General features: G+C 55.6%; 14 protein-coding genes. 13 read left to right on the forward strand and 1 reads right to left on the reverse strand.

The window, feature by feature from the left end; genetic code table 11:
* Positions 1 to 17 precede the first annotated feature (17 nt).
* Positions 18 to 890, reverse strand: coding sequence for a hypothetical protein (locus PRJ_RS29680; RefSeq protein ID WP_104963115.1), 873 nt, complete (start codon positions 888 to 890; stop codon positions 18 to 20).
* 222 nt (positions 891 to 1,112) lie between these two features.
* Between PRJ_RS29680 and PRJ_RS29685 the strand changes: the two genes are divergently transcribed.
* The 13 genes from PRJ_RS29685 to PRJ_RS29745 all read left to right on the forward strand — a co-directional run bounded on the left by PRJ_RS29685 (position 1,113) and on the right by PRJ_RS29745 (position 17,436).
* On the forward strand, positions 1,113 to 1,724 hold the full coding sequence (locus PRJ_RS29685) for an OmpA family protein (RefSeq protein WP_104963116.1): 612 nt from the start codon (positions 1,113 to 1,115) through the stop codon (positions 1,722 to 1,724).
* Positions 1,721 to 2,005, forward strand: coding sequence for a type IV conjugative transfer system protein TraL (traL, locus tag PRJ_RS29690; protein ID WP_020190089.1), 285 nt, complete (start codon positions 1,721 to 1,723; stop codon positions 2,003 to 2,005). Before PRJ_RS29685 ends, traL begins: the two co-directional genes overlap by 4 nt.
* Positions 2,006 to 2,063: 58 nt before the next feature.
* Positions 2,064 to 2,696, forward strand: coding sequence for a TraE/TraK family type IV conjugative transfer system protein (locus tag PRJ_RS29695; protein WP_104963117.1), 633 nt, complete (start codon positions 2,064 to 2,066; stop codon positions 2,694 to 2,696).
* Complete coding sequence (locus PRJ_RS29700) at positions 2,693 to 3,532, forward strand: type-F conjugative transfer system secretin TraK (protein ID WP_104963118.1); 840 nt, start codon at positions 2,693 to 2,695, stop codon at positions 3,530 to 3,532. Before PRJ_RS29695 ends, PRJ_RS29700 begins: the two co-directional genes overlap by 4 nt.
* Positions 3,533 to 3,534: 2 nt before the next feature.
* Positions 3,535 to 4,737 carry a TraB/VirB10 family protein gene (locus PRJ_RS29705; RefSeq protein WP_104963119.1) on the forward strand — a complete coding sequence of 401 codons (1,203 nt, stop codon included), beginning with the start codon at positions 3,535 to 3,537 and terminating at the stop codon, positions 4,735 to 4,737.
* A 14-nt stretch (positions 4,738 to 4,751) separates the two neighbouring features.
* Positions 4,752 to 5,360: a type IV conjugative transfer system lipoprotein TraV gene (gene traV / locus PRJ_RS29710; RefSeq protein WP_078481480.1), complete on the forward strand. Its 609-nt coding sequence runs from the start codon at positions 4,752 to 4,754 to the stop codon at positions 5,358 to 5,360.
* 19 nt (positions 5,361 to 5,379) lie between these two features.
* Positions 5,380 to 5,721, forward strand: coding sequence for a TraA family conjugative transfer protein (gene traA / locus PRJ_RS29715; protein ID WP_104963120.1), 342 nt, complete (start codon positions 5,380 to 5,382; stop codon positions 5,719 to 5,721).
* A 112-nt stretch (positions 5,722 to 5,833) separates the two neighbouring features.
* On the forward strand, positions 5,834 to 8,266 hold the full coding sequence (gene traC / locus PRJ_RS29720) for a type IV secretion system protein TraC (protein ID WP_104963121.1): 2,433 nt from the start codon (positions 5,834 to 5,836) through the stop codon (positions 8,264 to 8,266).
* Between the two features lie 181 nt (positions 8,267 to 8,447).
* A complete protein-coding gene (locus PRJ_RS29725; RefSeq protein WP_104963122.1) occupies positions 8,448 to 8,912 on the forward strand; it encodes a hypothetical protein in 465 nt (154 codons plus the stop codon).
* Positions 8,913 to 8,916: 4 nt separating this feature from the next.
* A complete protein-coding gene (locus tag PRJ_RS29730; RefSeq protein WP_104963123.1) occupies positions 8,917 to 9,480 on the forward strand; it encodes a S26 family signal peptidase in 564 nt (187 codons plus the stop codon).
* Positions 9,481 to 9,509: 29 nt separating this feature from the next.
* A complete protein-coding gene (gene traF, locus PRJ_RS29735) occupies positions 9,510 to 10,490 on the forward strand; it encodes a conjugal transfer protein TraF (RefSeq protein ID WP_104963124.1) in 981 nt (326 codons plus the stop codon).
* Position 10,491: 1 nt separating this feature from the next.
* A complete protein-coding gene (locus PRJ_RS29740) occupies positions 10,492 to 11,931 on the forward strand; it encodes a conjugal transfer protein TraH (protein WP_256597977.1) in 1,440 nt (479 codons plus the stop codon).
* 9 nt (positions 11,932 to 11,940) lie between these two features.
* Complete coding sequence (locus PRJ_RS29745; RefSeq protein ID WP_256597978.1) at positions 11,941 to 17,436, forward strand: conjugal transfer protein TraG N-terminal domain-containing protein; 5,496 nt, start codon at positions 11,941 to 11,943, stop codon at positions 17,434 to 17,436.
* Positions 17,437 to 17,602: the final 166 nt, after the last annotated feature.

Raw genomic sequence — 17,602 nt, forward strand, 5'->3', positions numbered from 1 at the left:
CGCCCGGGTTGTGGGGGTTAGAGGAACACGCCAGACCCGGAGGCCTGCGCATTGTCTTTCTCTGCCGCGGGTAAGCGCAGCAGCGGCGATTGCAACAGCGTTTGGATTTCCATCTGCGACAGGAGCGTGTCCTGCTCAATGGTGGTCCGAACGCCTGGTACGTCCTTTACGGCCTGCCCGGTTTGAGCAATCTGATCCAGCTGATCCTTGTACTTCTGATACCGAGATTTCTCTGGCGGCTGCGTTGATGATTGCTGTTGGGCTTCTGATTGAGCCGTCCCGCTTGCATTTGTCGTGCCTCCAGCTGATTCGCTCACCTGACCATGCTGAGCTTCCTCACGGAGGCCCTCGACATATTTCGTATCATCGAATTTGCCCGTGAAGACATCAGCACTGAAGCCGAGCAACGAAAGGCATTTCGAGGTCGCATCTGTGAGACTTTTCTTGGCGTGATCCTCATCACTAATGATGTATCCGTAGGCATCTCGTGTGATGTAGGTGGTAGCGCCAAATTGCTTTACTGAACCGCGGAACCCCTGTTGCAGGTACCACAACTCGACGTACACCTTGTGAATGACTTCTTTACCAACTACCTGGCCTTCCACCACGAACGGCTTGCCGTCCACGTACGCTTCACTGATCAGCTCGACACCCCAGCCAAGGCCAAAAGGCCCGAAAACCTCAGTAGCACGCTTGACCTGATACATCGGCGCGATAGCGGTCCCCTGGAAGCCACCCTTGTTGAAGGACTTGGTCTCATCAGGATTGGTTTTCTCAACCTTGTTCCACACCTCCAGGCCGATAGAAGCCGCGGCCTGGCCCTGGCTGGCCCACAGCGATTCGCCGTTGGCCGAGCTTTGGTGGGTTGCTGCGTCTGTTCTGGTTTGCATTTTTGACTCCTACGACTCTGCAAAGAGGGAATACCTAATGCAGGGGTATGAAGCACAGGTGCTGATAAGGTGGGATGGCTGGATCGCGAAAGCTCTAAAAGGGTTTGCAATACGTAACACGTCGCTATATTTTAGGCGCCACAAGAGGACGGTTGCAACAAAAAGCCAACTTTCTGTATTATCTCTACGTGTTATTTCGCATTCCAAACCAACGAGTATTCTATGAACGCCTTGAACAGAGCCTTTCTGCTTGCGACGCTTGCGCTCTCAGCAAGCACCGCGGGTGCCGTTGATGTGCGACAGGTAGTGGTTCCAGACAGCTACGGCGTTGCGATTGAGCCTGCGCACGCAGGGCACGCGCTTGTTGAATCCATTCGCGATACCCAGCAGAAAGCCGAATCTCCGGTTTGGACGGTGACTGAGCCAGCCAGGCCTCGCGCCCTGATGCCGGCAGAAGAGGCTCTGCTCGATGCAGAAGATGCAAAGATCGCCGAGGAGGCCCGTCACACGCGGACGACCCTCTATTTTGACTTCGACAAGACCATGCCTACGGGCTGGTGGCCGCTGACCAACGTCATCGCTGACGCTCTTCGCGTCGGCAGCACCATCACCCTGATCGGTTATGCGGACGAAGTGGGCGAGGCGATTTACAACCAGCGCCTGTCCGAGAACCGCGCCATCGAAGCTGCGCGCTACTTGATCCGGCATGGCGTCAAGAAGAAAAACATTAAGGTCTACGGCCGGGGCAAGCGTGACCCTGTATCTAGCTCCGATAGCTCGATGAACCGTCGGGTCGAGGTCGACATCGTTAAAGCTGCGGGGAAACCTCTGTGAAGGAGATCGATATCCCGCGCTACGTTGACAGTCAGACGCAATTGCTTTTCTGGGAAATCGATGAGGCTGCGATCTTCATTGGCTGCCTGGGCGCAGGTATCGCACTGGGGGGCTGGGCAACCATCGCTTCCCTCGCCGGCGGCTGGTATGCAGTGAAGCGGTTTAAGCGTTTCAAGAGCGGTGCACTGGACGGCGTTCTGCACCACCTCTGCTACGAGGCAGGCGTCATGGGGCTGAACAAGCACTACGACGACTCTTCGAAGCGCGACTACTTCTACTAAAGCTTTCGAAAGACTTTATTTGTACGCGTTATGTATTCGGTAGCGCATAGAGGCCGCAATGAAGATCAAAAAAATGCAGAACACGATGGAAGGGCTGAAAAGTCTCAGAAACTTCCAGACCTTATCGATCGCATGCCTTTCGGTATCGCTCCTGCTGCTCGCTTTCAACCAAATGGGACAGCACGAAACAACACGCTTGGTCCCGCCGAACCTGGACAAAGCGGTGAAGGTGGGCTGGAACAACGCGGACGACGACTACATCAAGTCCTTTGGCCTCTACGCCTCGACACTCATGGGCAACGTCACGCCCAAAAACGTGAACTTCATCGCCGATTCTGTGAGCGCCTTCGTAGATCCAAAGATTTACGCAGACGTCCGCAAAAAGATGTTCGTGCTGGCCAACGATCCCGTGTTCGCAACAAACGCCGGTTCGGTCTCCTGGAACGCAACTGACATCAGCTACGAGAAGCAATCGAAGAAAGTTTTCATTCTCGGTTCGATGGAGTCACGTAGCGCAACCGGCAAACCCAAACAGGACTACCAGGTGGTCGAGTACGTGATCGAGATGCGCGCAGGTCGCCCGTGGATCACGGGCATGGACCACTACCCAGGCAGCACCCCCAAAACACTCAAGTGGCTTCAGTCTCACCCGCCTAAGCCTGCTGAACCAACCAAGGAGGCGCTTCAGTGAAACGCTCAGCCATTGCTCTAGTCGTGCTGGCCACCATCCATGCATCCATCTCATGGGCTGATGGGATGGCGGAAGTAAAACTGCCGCCTGTTCCTACGGCAGCAAAAAGAGTCAAACCTGTCGAAGCGCAGCCTCTGCCTGGCTTGGGCGTTATGCCTGGTGCCGAATCTGATTCGCGCACCCAGGTAGTTCGCGTGAGCTCGGACCGGAACGAAGTTATTTACGTTTCGAACATTTTGCCGAACCGGATTTCCACTCCATTCGCTTCACCTAAGTCGGTTGACCAACAACCTGATGACTTAGATATCAGCCAGATTGGCCAATCGCTTTATGCGACGATGAAAACTAAGGATAAGCCTGTCGCACTCTACGTGACGGGATCTAATCCCAATGACCCGGTTATATCGTTGACCCTGATTCCGAAGGAGCTTCCACAGCAGACCATTACGCTGCAGTTGGACAAGCCAATGGCAGAAACTGGTGGTCATGCGTCCCATGCGCCCGACAGCAACAACTACACCGATACTATTCGTTACGTGTTGCGAGAAGCAGCTCTCGGCAAAACCCCTGAAGGCTTCAGTGAAGGTCTGTTGCCGGCGTCGGCCGCGAACATCGGCAACGTAATTGCCTATCCAAAAGTTCGCTATTCCGGCCCAGAGTACGATATTTATCGTTACAGCCTGCAAGGAACGTCCAAAACCGACGTCGATCTTGATGAAGGAACGTTCTACAGCGATGGCGTCCGCGCTGTGTCTTTCTTCCCGACAGCCACCCTACGTGCCGGCATGACCACTGATGTGTTCATCGTCTCTGATAAGTCGGCAACGGGGAATTAAGCATGGCTATCAAAGACCAGCTGAAAGATAAGTGGCAAGATCTTAGCCCAAGCGTTCGATCTACAATTGCAATTATTGGCCTTTTAGGCTTTTTGATGATTGTCGGTTCTGTAATTGTTGGCAATGACAAGCCTAAGAACAATACGAAGAACGAAGGCACTTCCGACACCAAGCTGCTCTTGCCTCGTGGAGATAATAATACTCCTGAGCAGATCATGGCTAAATTGGCTTTACAGGACAAACGCTTTAAAGAGATCGGCCAAGCGCTCAAGCAGTTGGAGCAAGATCGCAAAGATGATCGACTGCGCGCACTCGAAGAAGAACGGCTGCGGGGGCAACGGCCAGACCCTGTCACCCAGGACACGCTTCGCGAGCTGAAGCGCTTGGGTGATCGGATGGAGAAACTGGAGCTTAGTAAGGGCGGTACCGCACCAGCTTTGAATGCTGCGTTGCCAGGCTATGAAAGCGCCGCTGGCACTGGTGAGGCCCTGCAAGAGCCGAAGCCGAAGGCAGCAACCCTGCGGGTCACTGGCGGTACCCAAACTGCCCGGAATGAGGCCCCGAAGCAGGCAGAGAAGCCAACCCCGGCGATGCCAGCCGGTTCGTTCTTCGAGGGTGTGTTGCTGAACGGTATGGACGCGCCTACCAGCTCTACAACGCAGAAAAACCCTGTGCCGACGACCATGCGAATCAAGTCTGACGCCGTACTGCCAAACAAGTACAGCGTCGATGTCAAAGAATGCTTTGCGCTCGCATCTGGCTACGGTGTTCTCTCCAGCGAACGCGCCATGCTCCGGACGGAATCTTTCTCTTGCGTACGCAAAGACGGAAAGATCATCGAAGGGAAGATGGAAGGTTACATCGTTGGCGAGGACGGGCGGGTCGGTATGCGTGGTCGCCTCGTGTCCAAGCAGGGCCAAATGATTGCCAAAACTTTGGTTGCCGGCGGTCTCTCGGGCCTCGCACAGGGCATGACTCCACAAACAATCCCGCAGTTGAGCCTGGGTGACAGCAGCACCACTCAAACCCAAAGCGCTGACACATCGACCATTCTGCAAACTGGTGTTGCCAAAGGTTTCTCTACTTCCGCGAATGAAATTGCCAAATTCTATATGGAGATGGCTCGTGAAATGACTCCGGTAGTTGAGATCGACGCCGGCCGCAAAGTTACGATCATGCTGGTGAAAGGGATCGAACTGAAATGATGAAAGGTAATCATATGAAACGTACTGCATTAGTCGCAGCGCTGTTGCCTATTGCTCTTCTGAGTGGTTGTTCGTCCTGGTTGAATACCGCCGGCGAAGACGAATTCTCATGCCCAGGCATGCCGCAAGGCATCATTTGTAAGTCGCCAATGGCTGTTTACAAGTCCACAGAACAGAGCCCGGCGCTGACCGACAGCGATATGCCAATTGGTCAGAAGGCACCGAACGTAAAGTACGGTGACGATATGGGAAAGACTGCCGGCTCTGAGCATAACCTCAAGGTATCCAATGGTGTGCCAGGGCCAGCTGTTGCAGATCTTGCTCGACCAGTTCGAGTTCCAGCCCAGGTCATGCGCATCTGGATAGCTCCGTGGATCGACAGCAAGGACGATTTGCACTTTCCGTCCTACCTCTTCACCGAGATTCAGCCACGCACTTGGTCGTTCGGTAAAACCGAGTACTCAGGACAAGGCATGGTTGTTCCTCACCTTGAGTTAACCGCTGTACCGCCAGTTAACGTTGCCGCCCCTAAATCGGAAAACGTTGCTGCAGAACCAACCAATTACGGACCGCAAGTTACATCGTCCGCAATCCCATCCACAACTGACATCAATCTGAACTGATAACACTGGGAGCTACACAATGACCGCACAAATCGCACAAATCGAAACCAACGCAGTAGCCGCTGCTCCATTCAAGAAAATCGACAAACGTGCCCTGGTGAGCATGGCTGTGGTCGGTCTGGCTGTCGCCGTCGACGTGACCGCGGGCTCCGACTCCACCTTCACCGAGATCGTCACCAGCCTCGACGGTTGGATGACCGGCTCCCTCGGTAAGGTCTTTGCCCTGGGTGCCCTCGGTACCGGCCTGGCAATCGGCGTGGTCAAGCAATCGGTCATGGCCGTTGTGACCGGCGTAGCCGTAGCGCTCTCTGCAAGCGTTGGCCCAGGCGTACTGACCAACATCTTCACCGCAACGCTGTAACGCCTCTCAAGGCGCACTAGGTCGCTAGTGCGCCTTTTCAACTGGCTCTGCCTGCGGGTTGCCCTCCAGGCCTTCCAAGCCTACTCAACCACCACATATGGCGAACAGTGAAATGGCAGCTTCGAAAGCGACGCTCAAAGGGGATAGAACATCAACCCCTCAACAAAAACTCAATGTCAGGGCTATCGACCCCGACTCAAAAGTATTCTTTTGCTCCGACGGGAATGAACATTACCTCGGGGCATGTTTTGTATCTGACGCCCTGACAGGCGCCAGCTCCTCGACCGTCGACAAGCTTCAGTCCGCCCTGAGCATGAGCTTCGCGGCCGGCACCTACATTCAGATCGCCATGCTTGAAAGCCCCGATGTCGGCGAATACATCGATGCCTATTTGAACAGCAAGCCAGCGCTTAACCCAATTCTTAAGGCTCTCTCACGCCAGCACGCCAATCTGATTAACGGTGGCGTTGATAACCCGCTGGTTCAGCGGAGTGGTGTAATGCTAAATCGTCAGCGCGTCATCGTGACCGTGAAGTTCCCTTGCCGCAACGATAGTCCCGATGACGCAGACATCGCGGCGACGAAAGAATCAGCCGACCGGGTCACGGAAGCTCTCAAAGCAGCGTCGCTAAATCTGTTCCAGCTCGATGCAGTTGGCTACCTGGTGCTCATGCGAATCCTCACGAAGCTGTGGGATGCTCCTCGGTCGCACTACGATGAAGATCAACTGATCAAGGACCAGGTCTACTACCCTGGCGACTCCATCAACTACGATGACCCGTCGACCATCAATTTCAATGACGGCGCCCACTATGCGAAAGCGCTGAGTGTCAAACATTTCCCTCAGAAAACCAGCCTCGCAATTATGAACCACATGATCGGGGACCCGAACGGGCTTTCGAACCAGATCACCGACCCGTACTACATGGTGCTGACCATCCACTACCCGGACCAGGTGGTGAAGAAGGACGAAGTCAAGCAAACGTCCTCGATCATCAACCACCAGGTCTTTGGGCCCACAGCTCACCTGATTCCCATCCTCAGCTACAAGAAAAAGGGCATCGACACCCTGGTTCATGAGATCGACGGCAAGGGTGCGATCATCGTTGAGGTGAACTTTACGATTTTCCTGTTCTCGCGTGACAAGCAGCGCCTGAACAAGCTGTCCGCAGGCCTGCAGGCTTACTACACGTCTCTGGCTTTCGAGCTCCGGGAGGACAGGCGCATCCTTGAAGCTCTCTGGAACAACCTGCTGCCACTCAATACGTCCAAAGAAGGCGTCAAGAACCTCTATCGCTTCCATACGATGGCAGTGCGACATGCCTGTCAGTTCCTACCGATACTCGGCGAATGGACTGGTAGCGGCATGGGTGGGGCAATGCTGCTGCTCACGCGCCGTGGCCAGCCGGCTTTGGTTGATCTGTACGAGTCGAGTACCAACTATAGCGGGATCATTTTTGCTGAGGCCGGCGCTGGTAAGTCGTTCTTCACACAGAAAATCGCCGCCGACTACCTCGCAGCAGGCGCAAAATTGTGGGTGATCGACGCCGGCCGGAGTTACCTGAAGCTGTGCAAGATGGTTGGTGGCGAATTCATCGAGTTCAAGTCTGAGTCGGATGTGTGCCTGAACCCGTTCACGCATGTTGAAGACTTGCACGAGGAAATGGACATTCTCAAAGCCACCATCGCCAAAATGGCCGCACCGGAGGACACGCTTAACGATTACCAGCTGTCCCGTGTCGAGCAGGCCATTACCAGTACCTGGGAGAAGTTCGGCAACGCCGCAAATATCACCGCTGTTGCAGACTGGTTCATCAATCAATCGGATGACGAAGAGTGCCGGCGCTTGGGCCGCCAGCTGTTCCCGTTTGCCGGTGGTCAGTACACCAAATGGTTCGATGGTGAGAACAACCTGGACATGAGCAACGCGTTCATCTGCATGGAGCTGAGCGATCTGAAGGGGCGCCCAGCTCTTCAGCAGGTGGTCCTCCTGCAGTTGATCTCGCGCATCAACCACGACATGTACAAGGCTCAGCTGGGTGAGCGAGGCCGGAAGAAAATCCTCATCGTCGATGAGGCCTGGGAGATGCTCGACGATCCAATGATGGCCAAGGCCATGGTTGCTGCTTACCGCAAAGCGCGGAAAGAAGATGGTGCGGTGCTGGTAGTAACGCAGGCTATTGGCGACGTCTATGCGTCGAAAAACACCGAGGCAATCGCCGCGAACTCGGCCTGGCAGTTCATCCTGCAGCAGAAGTCCGAATCGATCGACTCGGCCATCGACAGCAAGCAGTTCAAGATCGAACCTTACGGGGCCCACATGCTGAAGACGGTACACACCATGCCCGGCAAGTACAGCGAGATCATGGTCAAGCGTAGCGAAACCGATTGGGGCATCGTGCGCCTTGTTGTGGATGAGTTCCACAACGTGACGTTCTCCTCGAAAGGGGCAGCCCGCAACGAGATTCTTGATGATCTTGACCGTGGGGTCGATGCGGTAGAGGCAGTGAACAATTACATGGCCCGCCAGAGCTCTGCGGCGTAATCAGGCTAGCAAGCAGTCAGCACCTGCACCATCACCCACCATTGCAATGCTCAGCCCGGCCATGCGCCGGGCTTTTTATTGCCGCAAACTGATACTGTGGCCGTAGTGCTACGTGTTATGCTTGTAACAATAACTGCGCATTGAGCGCTACCTTTTTCCACCGCTATTAGGGAACGCCACGATGACTGATACAGCGAATAGCCAACAACAACAGCCTGGGGAGCAAATCCGCCCTGATGATGACCAGGTAAGGACTAAGGCAGCACAGGGTGACAAAGCCCAGCAAGCACCTGCAGGGGTTTCCTTTCTGACATGCGCCTTCGTGGCTCTCGCTGTATCCGGCTTCACAAGCTTCATGGCTTATCACTTCGCCGGGCAGAACCTCAGTTCGGGAGCACAGGTAGTGCTGGTTGATGGCACCAAGCTCGCCAATGCGCAGATGAAGCGTACCCTCGATAAGGCCGGCTTAAGCCCTGAGCAAGCGCAAGCCGACGGCCTTGCATTCGTGACAGACCTTCAAAATGTACTGAAGGGGTACACAGATTCAGGGGTGCTGGTTATCAACTCATCGGTAGCCCTAAACGCACCCGCGGGGCTGAACGTTACCGACCAGGTTGCACAGCACCTTGGCCTTGAGCTGGAGTGATCGCATGAACTTTAAAGCACTGGCGTCTCGACTGGTGTCCCCGCTCAAAACCCTTCGGACAGACAAAGCACGGCTTCGATTTCTTCGAAACTCGCTCATAGGTATCGCCGCTGCGTTCATCGTTGCAATTGCGGCTGTTACGACGTTTCGCCAGGACTACCGCATCGGTGTTGATCTTGCGTCAGTCCGTTGCCTGCCCTGGCGCCTGTACATAATCACTTATGGCCAGCCTGCTGACCTCAAACGGGGTGATTTCGTCGCGTTCGTGCCGAAAGGGGGCCTCATGGGCGAGCACTTCGAAGGGAAGACCGTTGGAAAGATGGTCGCAGGCCTCCCGGGTGACAAGCTGGTCGTGAAGAACAACGTCGCATACATCGGCGATCGACTGATCGGTGAGCTGGACCTTATCGAAAAGCTGGGCAAGAAGCCCGGCGATTTCGACCGAGTCATGACAGTCCCGGCCGGCAAGATTCTGGTTATTGGGACTGAGCCAAGAAGCTATGACGGTCGCTACTGGGGCTTCCTTGATTCCAAGCTAATAATTGGCAAGGTAGGGCCCATCATTTGATGAAATCTCCATTTAGACATCTATATCGTATGCGTACGCGTTATGGTTTAGTGCAAAGTGTATTGGTATTTCCTCTGCTGTCGATCGCCGCCTTGCCCGGTGCTGTCTCAGCAGATACCGACAGTGGATCTCCGAGGTTCATCGAGCGCAAAGCAGAAGGCTGGTTCTTCTACAAAGATCCAAAAGAGAATCCACCGCCTCCGCCTTTGATCCGTCAAGAGCCCCAAGCTTCCACCGGAAAGCCTGCCTCAGAAGAGCCGGAGATCCAGCCATTCTCTGTTTCGTGGCTTCGCGAAAACATGCCGAAGTTGTTGGACGCAGCGATCGACGACCCAAGCAAGGAGAACGTTGAAGCTTACCTCTACGCGCAGCGCGTGGCCATGGACAAGTCCCAGCGCTATGCAGAGATGACAACCCGTGTTGTGGCCGCCGATCCATTCCTGGACGAGAACAACCGAGTCCCTATCGCGACTTACACGAAACCGTTCTTCCTGCGGAATGCCCAGGCCGGTGTATCCCAGGCATTGAAACATGTCGCGACAGTGGGCGGCTTGTGGGTTTTCTTCGATTCGAAGTGCGAATTCTGTAGGCCACAGGTTAACACTGTTCAGAAACTGGCCAAGGAGTATGGATTTGTGACGAAATTCATTTCCATGGATGGCAAGCCGCTACCCAATGTAACTGAATTCGAGAAAAACACCGGCCAAGCGAGCATCTTGAACCTGCGCATCACGCCAACTACGGTTCTCGTTGTTCCACCGAACAACTACTACATCGTGTCGCAAGGAATGATGGCTCAGGACCAGCTCGCAGAACGAATCATCATTGCAGCAGACAGCAACAACCTATTGCCGAAAGACATTGCCCAGAAAATCAACACCTATGATCGAGGCGTCTTGACCAACGAAGACACTCAAATGGGCGCAAGTGACGATCCAAAGCAGTGGGTTAAATATCTGAAGGACAAATTGGAAGGCCGCTACGAGGGGGGGAGCAATAATGCGGAATAAAATGAAGCAGCTGATTTCTTTATTGATAGTGGCAACACTTACCATGGTTTCTGTACCTGCGTCAGCTGGACTTGCTGACGCGCTTGACGGCATGTTCATGTCTAACAGCACCAGCGCGGGCGCCTTTACTAGCCAAAGCCGCGGTGGCATGGTTGGCGGAGGCGCAGCCCTTCGAAGCCCTGTGCGAAACATTAACCTGGTCGCTTTCGACCCGCCCCGATTCTCGGCCGGTTGCGGCGGGATTGATATGTTCGCGGGATCATTCTCGTTCATCAACGCAGACGCCCTGGTTGCATTGTTCCGCCAAATCGCAGCGAACGCTGTTGGCGTTGCATTCAAAGCCGCCATTGATGCTATCAACCCAGCGCTGGGCAAGCTAATGCAGGACTTCCAGAACAAGCTGCAAGCCCTGAACCAGATGATGAAGAACACGTGCGCTGTGGCGAACTCCATTGTCAAATCGTTCACAGATCCTTCAGCTCGAAAAGAAATGGTTGACCAAGCATCGACAGCGGCCTCGGCAGCAACAGGTTCTTTCTCTGATCTGTTCGCTGGTTGGACGGATATATTCAGCTCACCGAACAGCAGCTCTGACAAGGCCACAAATGACGGAAGCTGCGAGGAATGCGGTAACCCTGTTTGGAAAGCACTGACAGATACCTCATCTGGCCAATACTTGGGTAACCCCGACACAGGGGAAGCTGATAGCAACCTCGCAAACGAAGTAGTGATGAGCATGATTGGAGCGGTGGTAATGACCTCTCCTGACAGCTCCTCAAAGAACTCTGACGGTTCTGAAAAACCGAAGGTTGGACAGATTTACAGCCCAACCTTGACATTGACGAACTTCAAAAACGGCTCAAGCTCTAACAGCACACCACTTAAGATCCTGCATTGCAACAACGGGTACGACCGCAATAAATGCACTAGCATCAACCCTAATAAGACTTTGAGCTTTGATGGGACCTTGGGCTACACCAATAAAATGTTATTCGGCTACGCACAAGGCGCAACAACTGGTACAGCTAGCACTTCAATTGTAGGCAAGCTTACAAACTGCACCGGAAACTCATGCGACTTTACTGCAGCACAGAAGCAGTTCATCAATTCTGTTAAAACCCCGGCACTAGCGTTGATTAGGAAGGTTCAGCAGTTCCCTGGGGCAATTCAGTCAGTTGCTGAGCAAATGGCGCCAATCATCGCTAACGAACTGGCCCTGAAATATGGTGAAGCCGCTTTGTACGCTGCCAATCAGACCTTCAATGGAGTTAAGGGTATCAAACCTGACTTTGTGGACGCGAATATCAATAAGCTCACCCAAGAGCTCGCAGCAATTCGGGCGGAAGACGCGAACTTCCAACCAAGGATTGTGGCTACCGAACAATGGATCAAAATGATCTTAAACAGCAACCCAGCAATCTTTGTTAAGCCGGGGCTTTAGGAATATATTATGGACTTCACTGTATTTGTACTTGGTGATGTTTCAACATTCTACAATACGCTTAATAGCGTAGCTATGATATTCAACGCCAAGGGTTTCATGACGGGCGTGTACCTTGTAGGAGGTTTCATTGCGTTGATATCAGGAATAATGTTCGTAATCCAGAAAGGCGCTTCGGAACAGTTCATCCCTGCTAATGGACCCGTGGGAGGGCTGTTTGGCTTCGCCATGATGGTTGCGTGTTGCACTATTAAGGCAGATGTCAAAATCGAGGACATCTACACAGGCAAGGTCAACAAGGTTGATAACGTTCCATTGGTGATTGCCGCCCCAGCCAGCTTGTTTACTACAACAATGTACGGTCTGTTTGAAAAAATCAACACAGCCTACCAAAGCACTTCGGGCAGTTACATGGCCGTTACTCAGAATGGCTTTGTGACTCCATTGAAACTACTACTTACTCTTCGTAAGGGCGTGGAAAATGTAGACCCGTATCTAGTAGCCAGTCTGAAACAATATATTATTGACTGTGTACCAGGATCCACGACGTTCAGTATTGCGGACTTCCAAAAGTCAACCAACATTGTTTCCTACGTGTTGGGCCATTCCCGCAGCACGGGTATGACAACCTATTGGGATAACGTCAATATTGCTGGTTCCGCACTTTCATGTCAGGAAGCACAAACAAAGCTAGCTCTCAAGGTTGATGCGTTCCCGTCTTCGGCTGCAGCGAAGCAAATGATCAACGCCGGCATGAAGGTTAAAAGCCCTTCGGGCAGTGCGTACACGCCTGACGATGTAAGTGCCGCAATTACGAATTTGGTGCCTTCGCTTTGGTCTGCAGCTCAAAGCGCTGATGACTTCATGGTCAATGCCCTTTTCTATAACTCTGTTGTTGGAACTTACAACTGCCTTGATAGCGTTTCTGATCAGAACAGCTTCAACCTATGTATGACGTCGCTGACTCAGCAAGATGAGCAATTCCGGTCTGACGCTGCATCTTCTGGTAGTTTCTTCGCCAGAATCATGACTCCGACCATGGTATTCCTTCAGATTCTCTTCTTCGGCTTCGCGCCCATCGTCATTATCTACAGCCTGTTCAAAGGGGCTGGATCGCTGATGATGTATGTAAAGTTTCTAGGATTCGGTATCTGGACCACCTCCTGGCTGCCATTTTCCGCCGTAATTCAGATGTACATCCAAAACGATGTCGCAGAAAAACTCACTGAGTTCACAGAGAAGGGCCTAGTACCGAGCAATTTGAAGGCAGTCTACTATGATGTCCTGGCGACTAGGCTTGGTATCGCTTCGGACATGTTGGCCGCAACACCCCTCATTTCTGCAGCAATGCTTGGCCTAACTGCTTACGGCATGGTCAGCCTTGCCAGCCGCTGGTCGGGGCGCGACCACAACGACGAAAAACTTCAGTCTCCTGATCTTGTAAAAAATGGCGCCCATGTCGATGTTGCAAGCCGTAATCAGTACCAGTCCGAACATTCCGGCAGTGTCAATAACGGCTTGTCACTTAATGGAGCCAACTGGAACACGGCGGACCTGAAAAACACGCTCAGCACTTCGACCCAGAGTGCGTTCGGTTCTGACCATTCGAAACGCAGCGAGAGCGCCTCAGCTGTTGAGGCATCCCTCCGCCAAATGTCCTCGTACAAATCCGGTGATAGCTGGACAGATCAGCGCATGCAATCGCTTGACCGACAGCATAGTAATATTTCCCAGCAAGCGATGAAGTTGGGGGATAGCATTGGTCAGGCCTTGGGGTTCACTGGGAAGGAGATGAATTCGTTCAAAGAGGCGTTCGACGCGAAGGTTGGTTTCAGCGGTATCTTCGGCGGTGTTTCAGCCGGCATCCAGAACGCCACTGGTAAGGACATGACCAAGTCTCAAGCTTCAACCATTGCATCCCAGTTTGGTTCGGAGATCTCCAAAAATGAAAGTGACATGTCTGGGTGGAAGGCGTCGGTTGCTGATACCTTCTCTCATAGCACTGGCAGAGAAGCCGCAACCGAAAACGCCCTGGGGCGACGTCTGAGTGCAACAACCGCAGACACTCAATCGTCGTTCAATCGCTTCCAGCAAGCTACCTCAGCGGAAGCAGGCGTTTCCGCGAACGCGAAGATCAGCGAGGAAACCACCGGGGGGAATCTCACCCGATCACAGCAAGGTATGCAGGCCCTTAATCAGGCAATCGCCGGTCTCAGTGATTCTCAGCGCAGTGAATTCAACAAGAAATTCCCCGAGCTAGAGACCCGCTATGCCCAGCAATCTACTGGAATGGTTGGTGCTCGTGAGTCTGCACAGCTGTGGGCGCTGAAGTCGATTGGAGCGGACACAGAGTTCGCAAACGTCATCTCTGCGATGACTGGGAATGTTGTGGGTGGTCCGAGGGAAAATGATGCGGGCAAGTTCCAAGGCATAGGAGGTCGAGCAGCCCAGGTCAGTGACAACCCAGCCGGTCAAGTTTCTCGTGCAAACATCGGCAACCCGTCGGCCAGTGTTCCTGGGGTCAATCCGAACCAGGTCGGCCCTACCGGTGCTCCCCAGCCACAAGAGCTCAGGGAAGTAGCATCGGGAATGGACCCATACCGTTCCTACGAGGACCGCGAGACCTATGTATCTTCGCAAATGCCAAGCAGCCATGCCAAAGCGCAAGAACAGATGCGAGGGGGTAAAACCGCGCTGGAAAAATCTGACACCACGCTTTCCCCGGAGCAGATCCGCGACACGCTTTCGACCAAGCCAATCACGAACACTATGGTCGGCGTAGGCCAGGCCGAGCAGCAATGGGAGCAAGAAAACCCAAAAACCGCTATGGCCGTTACGGCGGCGACTATGTTTGTGCCAGGCGCAGGATGGGGGGGAGCAGCTATTAAAGGGACTCAAGCGACAAGAGCAGTTCTGGCAGCACGCAGCGCTGAATCTGCCTTGAAAGCCGCTGAAGCCGGTACCGAAGTTGCTCAGGCTGCACGTGTGGTCAATGCAGCTGGGCACGAGGTACCTGCGCTGCTTCGTGGCCAAGGCCAGGCTTCGCGGGTAGTGAACGCCCAACATGTAGCAGAAGCTGCTGAAACTGCGAAAGCCGCTTCGGCGACTGCGAAGACTGCCGGTCGCGAGGCTGCAGCCGCCACCAAGCTCGCTGGTAACGTTTCGGTCGTCCCAGGGATGATGATCGCTTCCGATCACATGGCGGACAACCACAATGCTGATGCGGCCGCCAACGGCAAGCCTGGGCGCTTTGAGCCAGGCTCAAGTGTGCGCTCGATGCTCCAGAGTGATGGCGCTACAGCACAGAGTGGTCAGCCGCTTGTAACTCCTATGCCGGAGCCCGCCGACGCTCTTGCCCCTCTGGGCGGACACGCAGGCAATTTGATGGCCGCCCCCGGCGAAAATACGCAAGCTGCAGCCCATGGCCAGCCACTGGTCACACCGATGAACGCAAACGCTGAAGCGCCTGCGCCTGCCCCTGCACCAGCTCCAATTCGACAGGACGCCCCCCATGCACAGAGCAGTCAGCCTGCAGCAGCGGCAGGGCTCGCCGGGCGAGTGGGCAACCCACAGATCCGCCAAGAAGCTACACCTGTGCAGGCCAGCCAGCCCGTTGCACCGGCAGCGCCAGCCGCCGCTGAAGCACAGTTACCGATCCGCCAGGACGCTGCATCTGTGCAGGCCAGCCAGCCCACGGCGCTGACCGGGGGCGGGTCACATGCGTCGACCCGCCAGGACGCTGCACCTGTACAGGCTAGCCAGCCTGTGGCAGCCGCAGCCCTGACCGGCGCCCAGGCACATGCACCGATCCGCGAGGACGCAGCACCTGTGCAGGCTAGCCAGCCTGTGGCGGCCGCAGTCCTTTCCGGTGCCGAGGCACAGGCACCGATTCGCCAGGACACAGCACCTGTGCAGGCCAGCCAGCCCGTAGCAGCTGCAACCCTGACCGGCGCAGAGGCACAGGGACCGATTCGCCAGGACGCAGCACCTGTGCAAGCCAGCCAGCCTGTAACAGCTGCACCCCTGACCGGCGCCGAAGCACAGGCACCGATCCGCCTGGACGCAGCACCTGTGCAGGCCAGCCAGCCCGTGGCGGCCGCAGCCCTGACCGGCACGGAGGCACTAGGGCCGATCCGCCAGGACGCAGCACCTGTGCAGGCCAGCCAGCCCGTGGCGGCGGCAGCCATGTCCGGCACGGAGGCACGAGGGCCGATCCGCCAGGACGCAGCACCTGTGCAGGCCAGCCAGCCCGTAGCGGCCGCAGCCCTGACCGCCACCGAGGCACAGGCACCGATCCGCCTGGACGCAGCACCTGTGCAGCCCAGCCAGCCCGTTGCAGCTGCAGCGCCAGCCGCCGCCGAGGCACAGGCACCGATCCGCCAGGACGCAGCACCTGTGCAGGCCAGCCAGCCCGTGGCGGCCGCAGCCCTGGCCGGCACGGAGGCACTAGCGCCGCTCCGCCAGGACACTGCACCTTTGCCGGCAAGCCAGCCCGTGGCGGCCGCAGCCCTGACCGGCACGGAGGCACTAGGGCCGATCCGCCAGGACGCTGCGCCAGCGCAGGCCAGCCAGCCAGTAGCGGCCGCAGCCCTGACCGCCGCAGAGGCACAGGCGCCGATCCGCCAGGACGCAGCACCTGTGCTGGCCAGCCAGCCAGTAGCGGCCGCAGCCCTGGCCGGCACGGAGGCACTAGCGCCGCTCCGCCAGGACACAGCACCTTTGTCGGCAAGCCAGCCCGTGGCGGCCGCAGCCCTGGCCGGCACGGAGGCACTAGCGCCGCTCCGCCAGGACACAGCACCTTTGTCGGCAAGCCAGCCCGTGGCGGCCGCAGCCCTGACCGGCACGGAGGCACTAGGGCCGATCCGCCAGGACGCAGCACCTGTGCAGGCCAGCCAGCCAGTAGCGGCCGCAGCCCTGACCGCCGCCGAGGCACAGGCACCGATCCGCCTGGACGCAGCACCTGTGCAGGCCAGCCAGCCAGTAGCGGCCGCAGCCCTGACTAGCACGGAGGCACTAGCGCCGATCGATGACCACGCTGGTGAGCTTAGAGCAGCCCCAAGTGAGGGGCTCATGACAGCGGGTGCTAATCAGAACCTGATGGAGCCCATAGGTCATGCGTCCACCTCAGCTCACACCAGTGAACTCAACGTCAGTCAACTCCATGTGGGTCCGCAACCAGCCGTTGCCGAGTCGCACGCGGACCTTCAAGCGGGCGAAATGATGACAGCATCGGGCGCTGGTTTGATGATCGCTGGTACCCAATCGCATGCTAGCTCAGGGCTCTCAGCAGGTGAGCCACAACTGTCCGGCTCAGATAATGGGCCAGGTAGCCCATACGGCGAAGGCATGATGGGTGCTGCGGATGCTTACGAGTCGCCGTTCAGAGGAGGAGAGAAGCCAGCCCCAGTTACGCGAGTGATGACCCTGGATAACACCGTTGTCACCCTGGAAGACAAGGGTGAGGATGAGACCATACCGCCGACGACTAGAAGGGGCAAAAGCTAACCTCAGCGCAAAAATGAAAGCCCGACTATCCGTCGGGCTTTTTCGTGTACCACTGGCTGCCTCAACTGAACTGCACCTTGGTGTAAAAGGGCTCCCATACACTGAGCTACCCGCCACAACGCAAAACCCCCGCGAGTACGGGGGTTTCGAGCTTTAGCAATTATTG

Source organism: Pseudomonas sp. XWY-1 (assembly GCF_002953115.1).
Lineage (GTDB): Bacteria > Pseudomonadota > Gammaproteobacteria > Pseudomonadales > Pseudomonadaceae > Aquipseudomonas > Aquipseudomonas alloputida.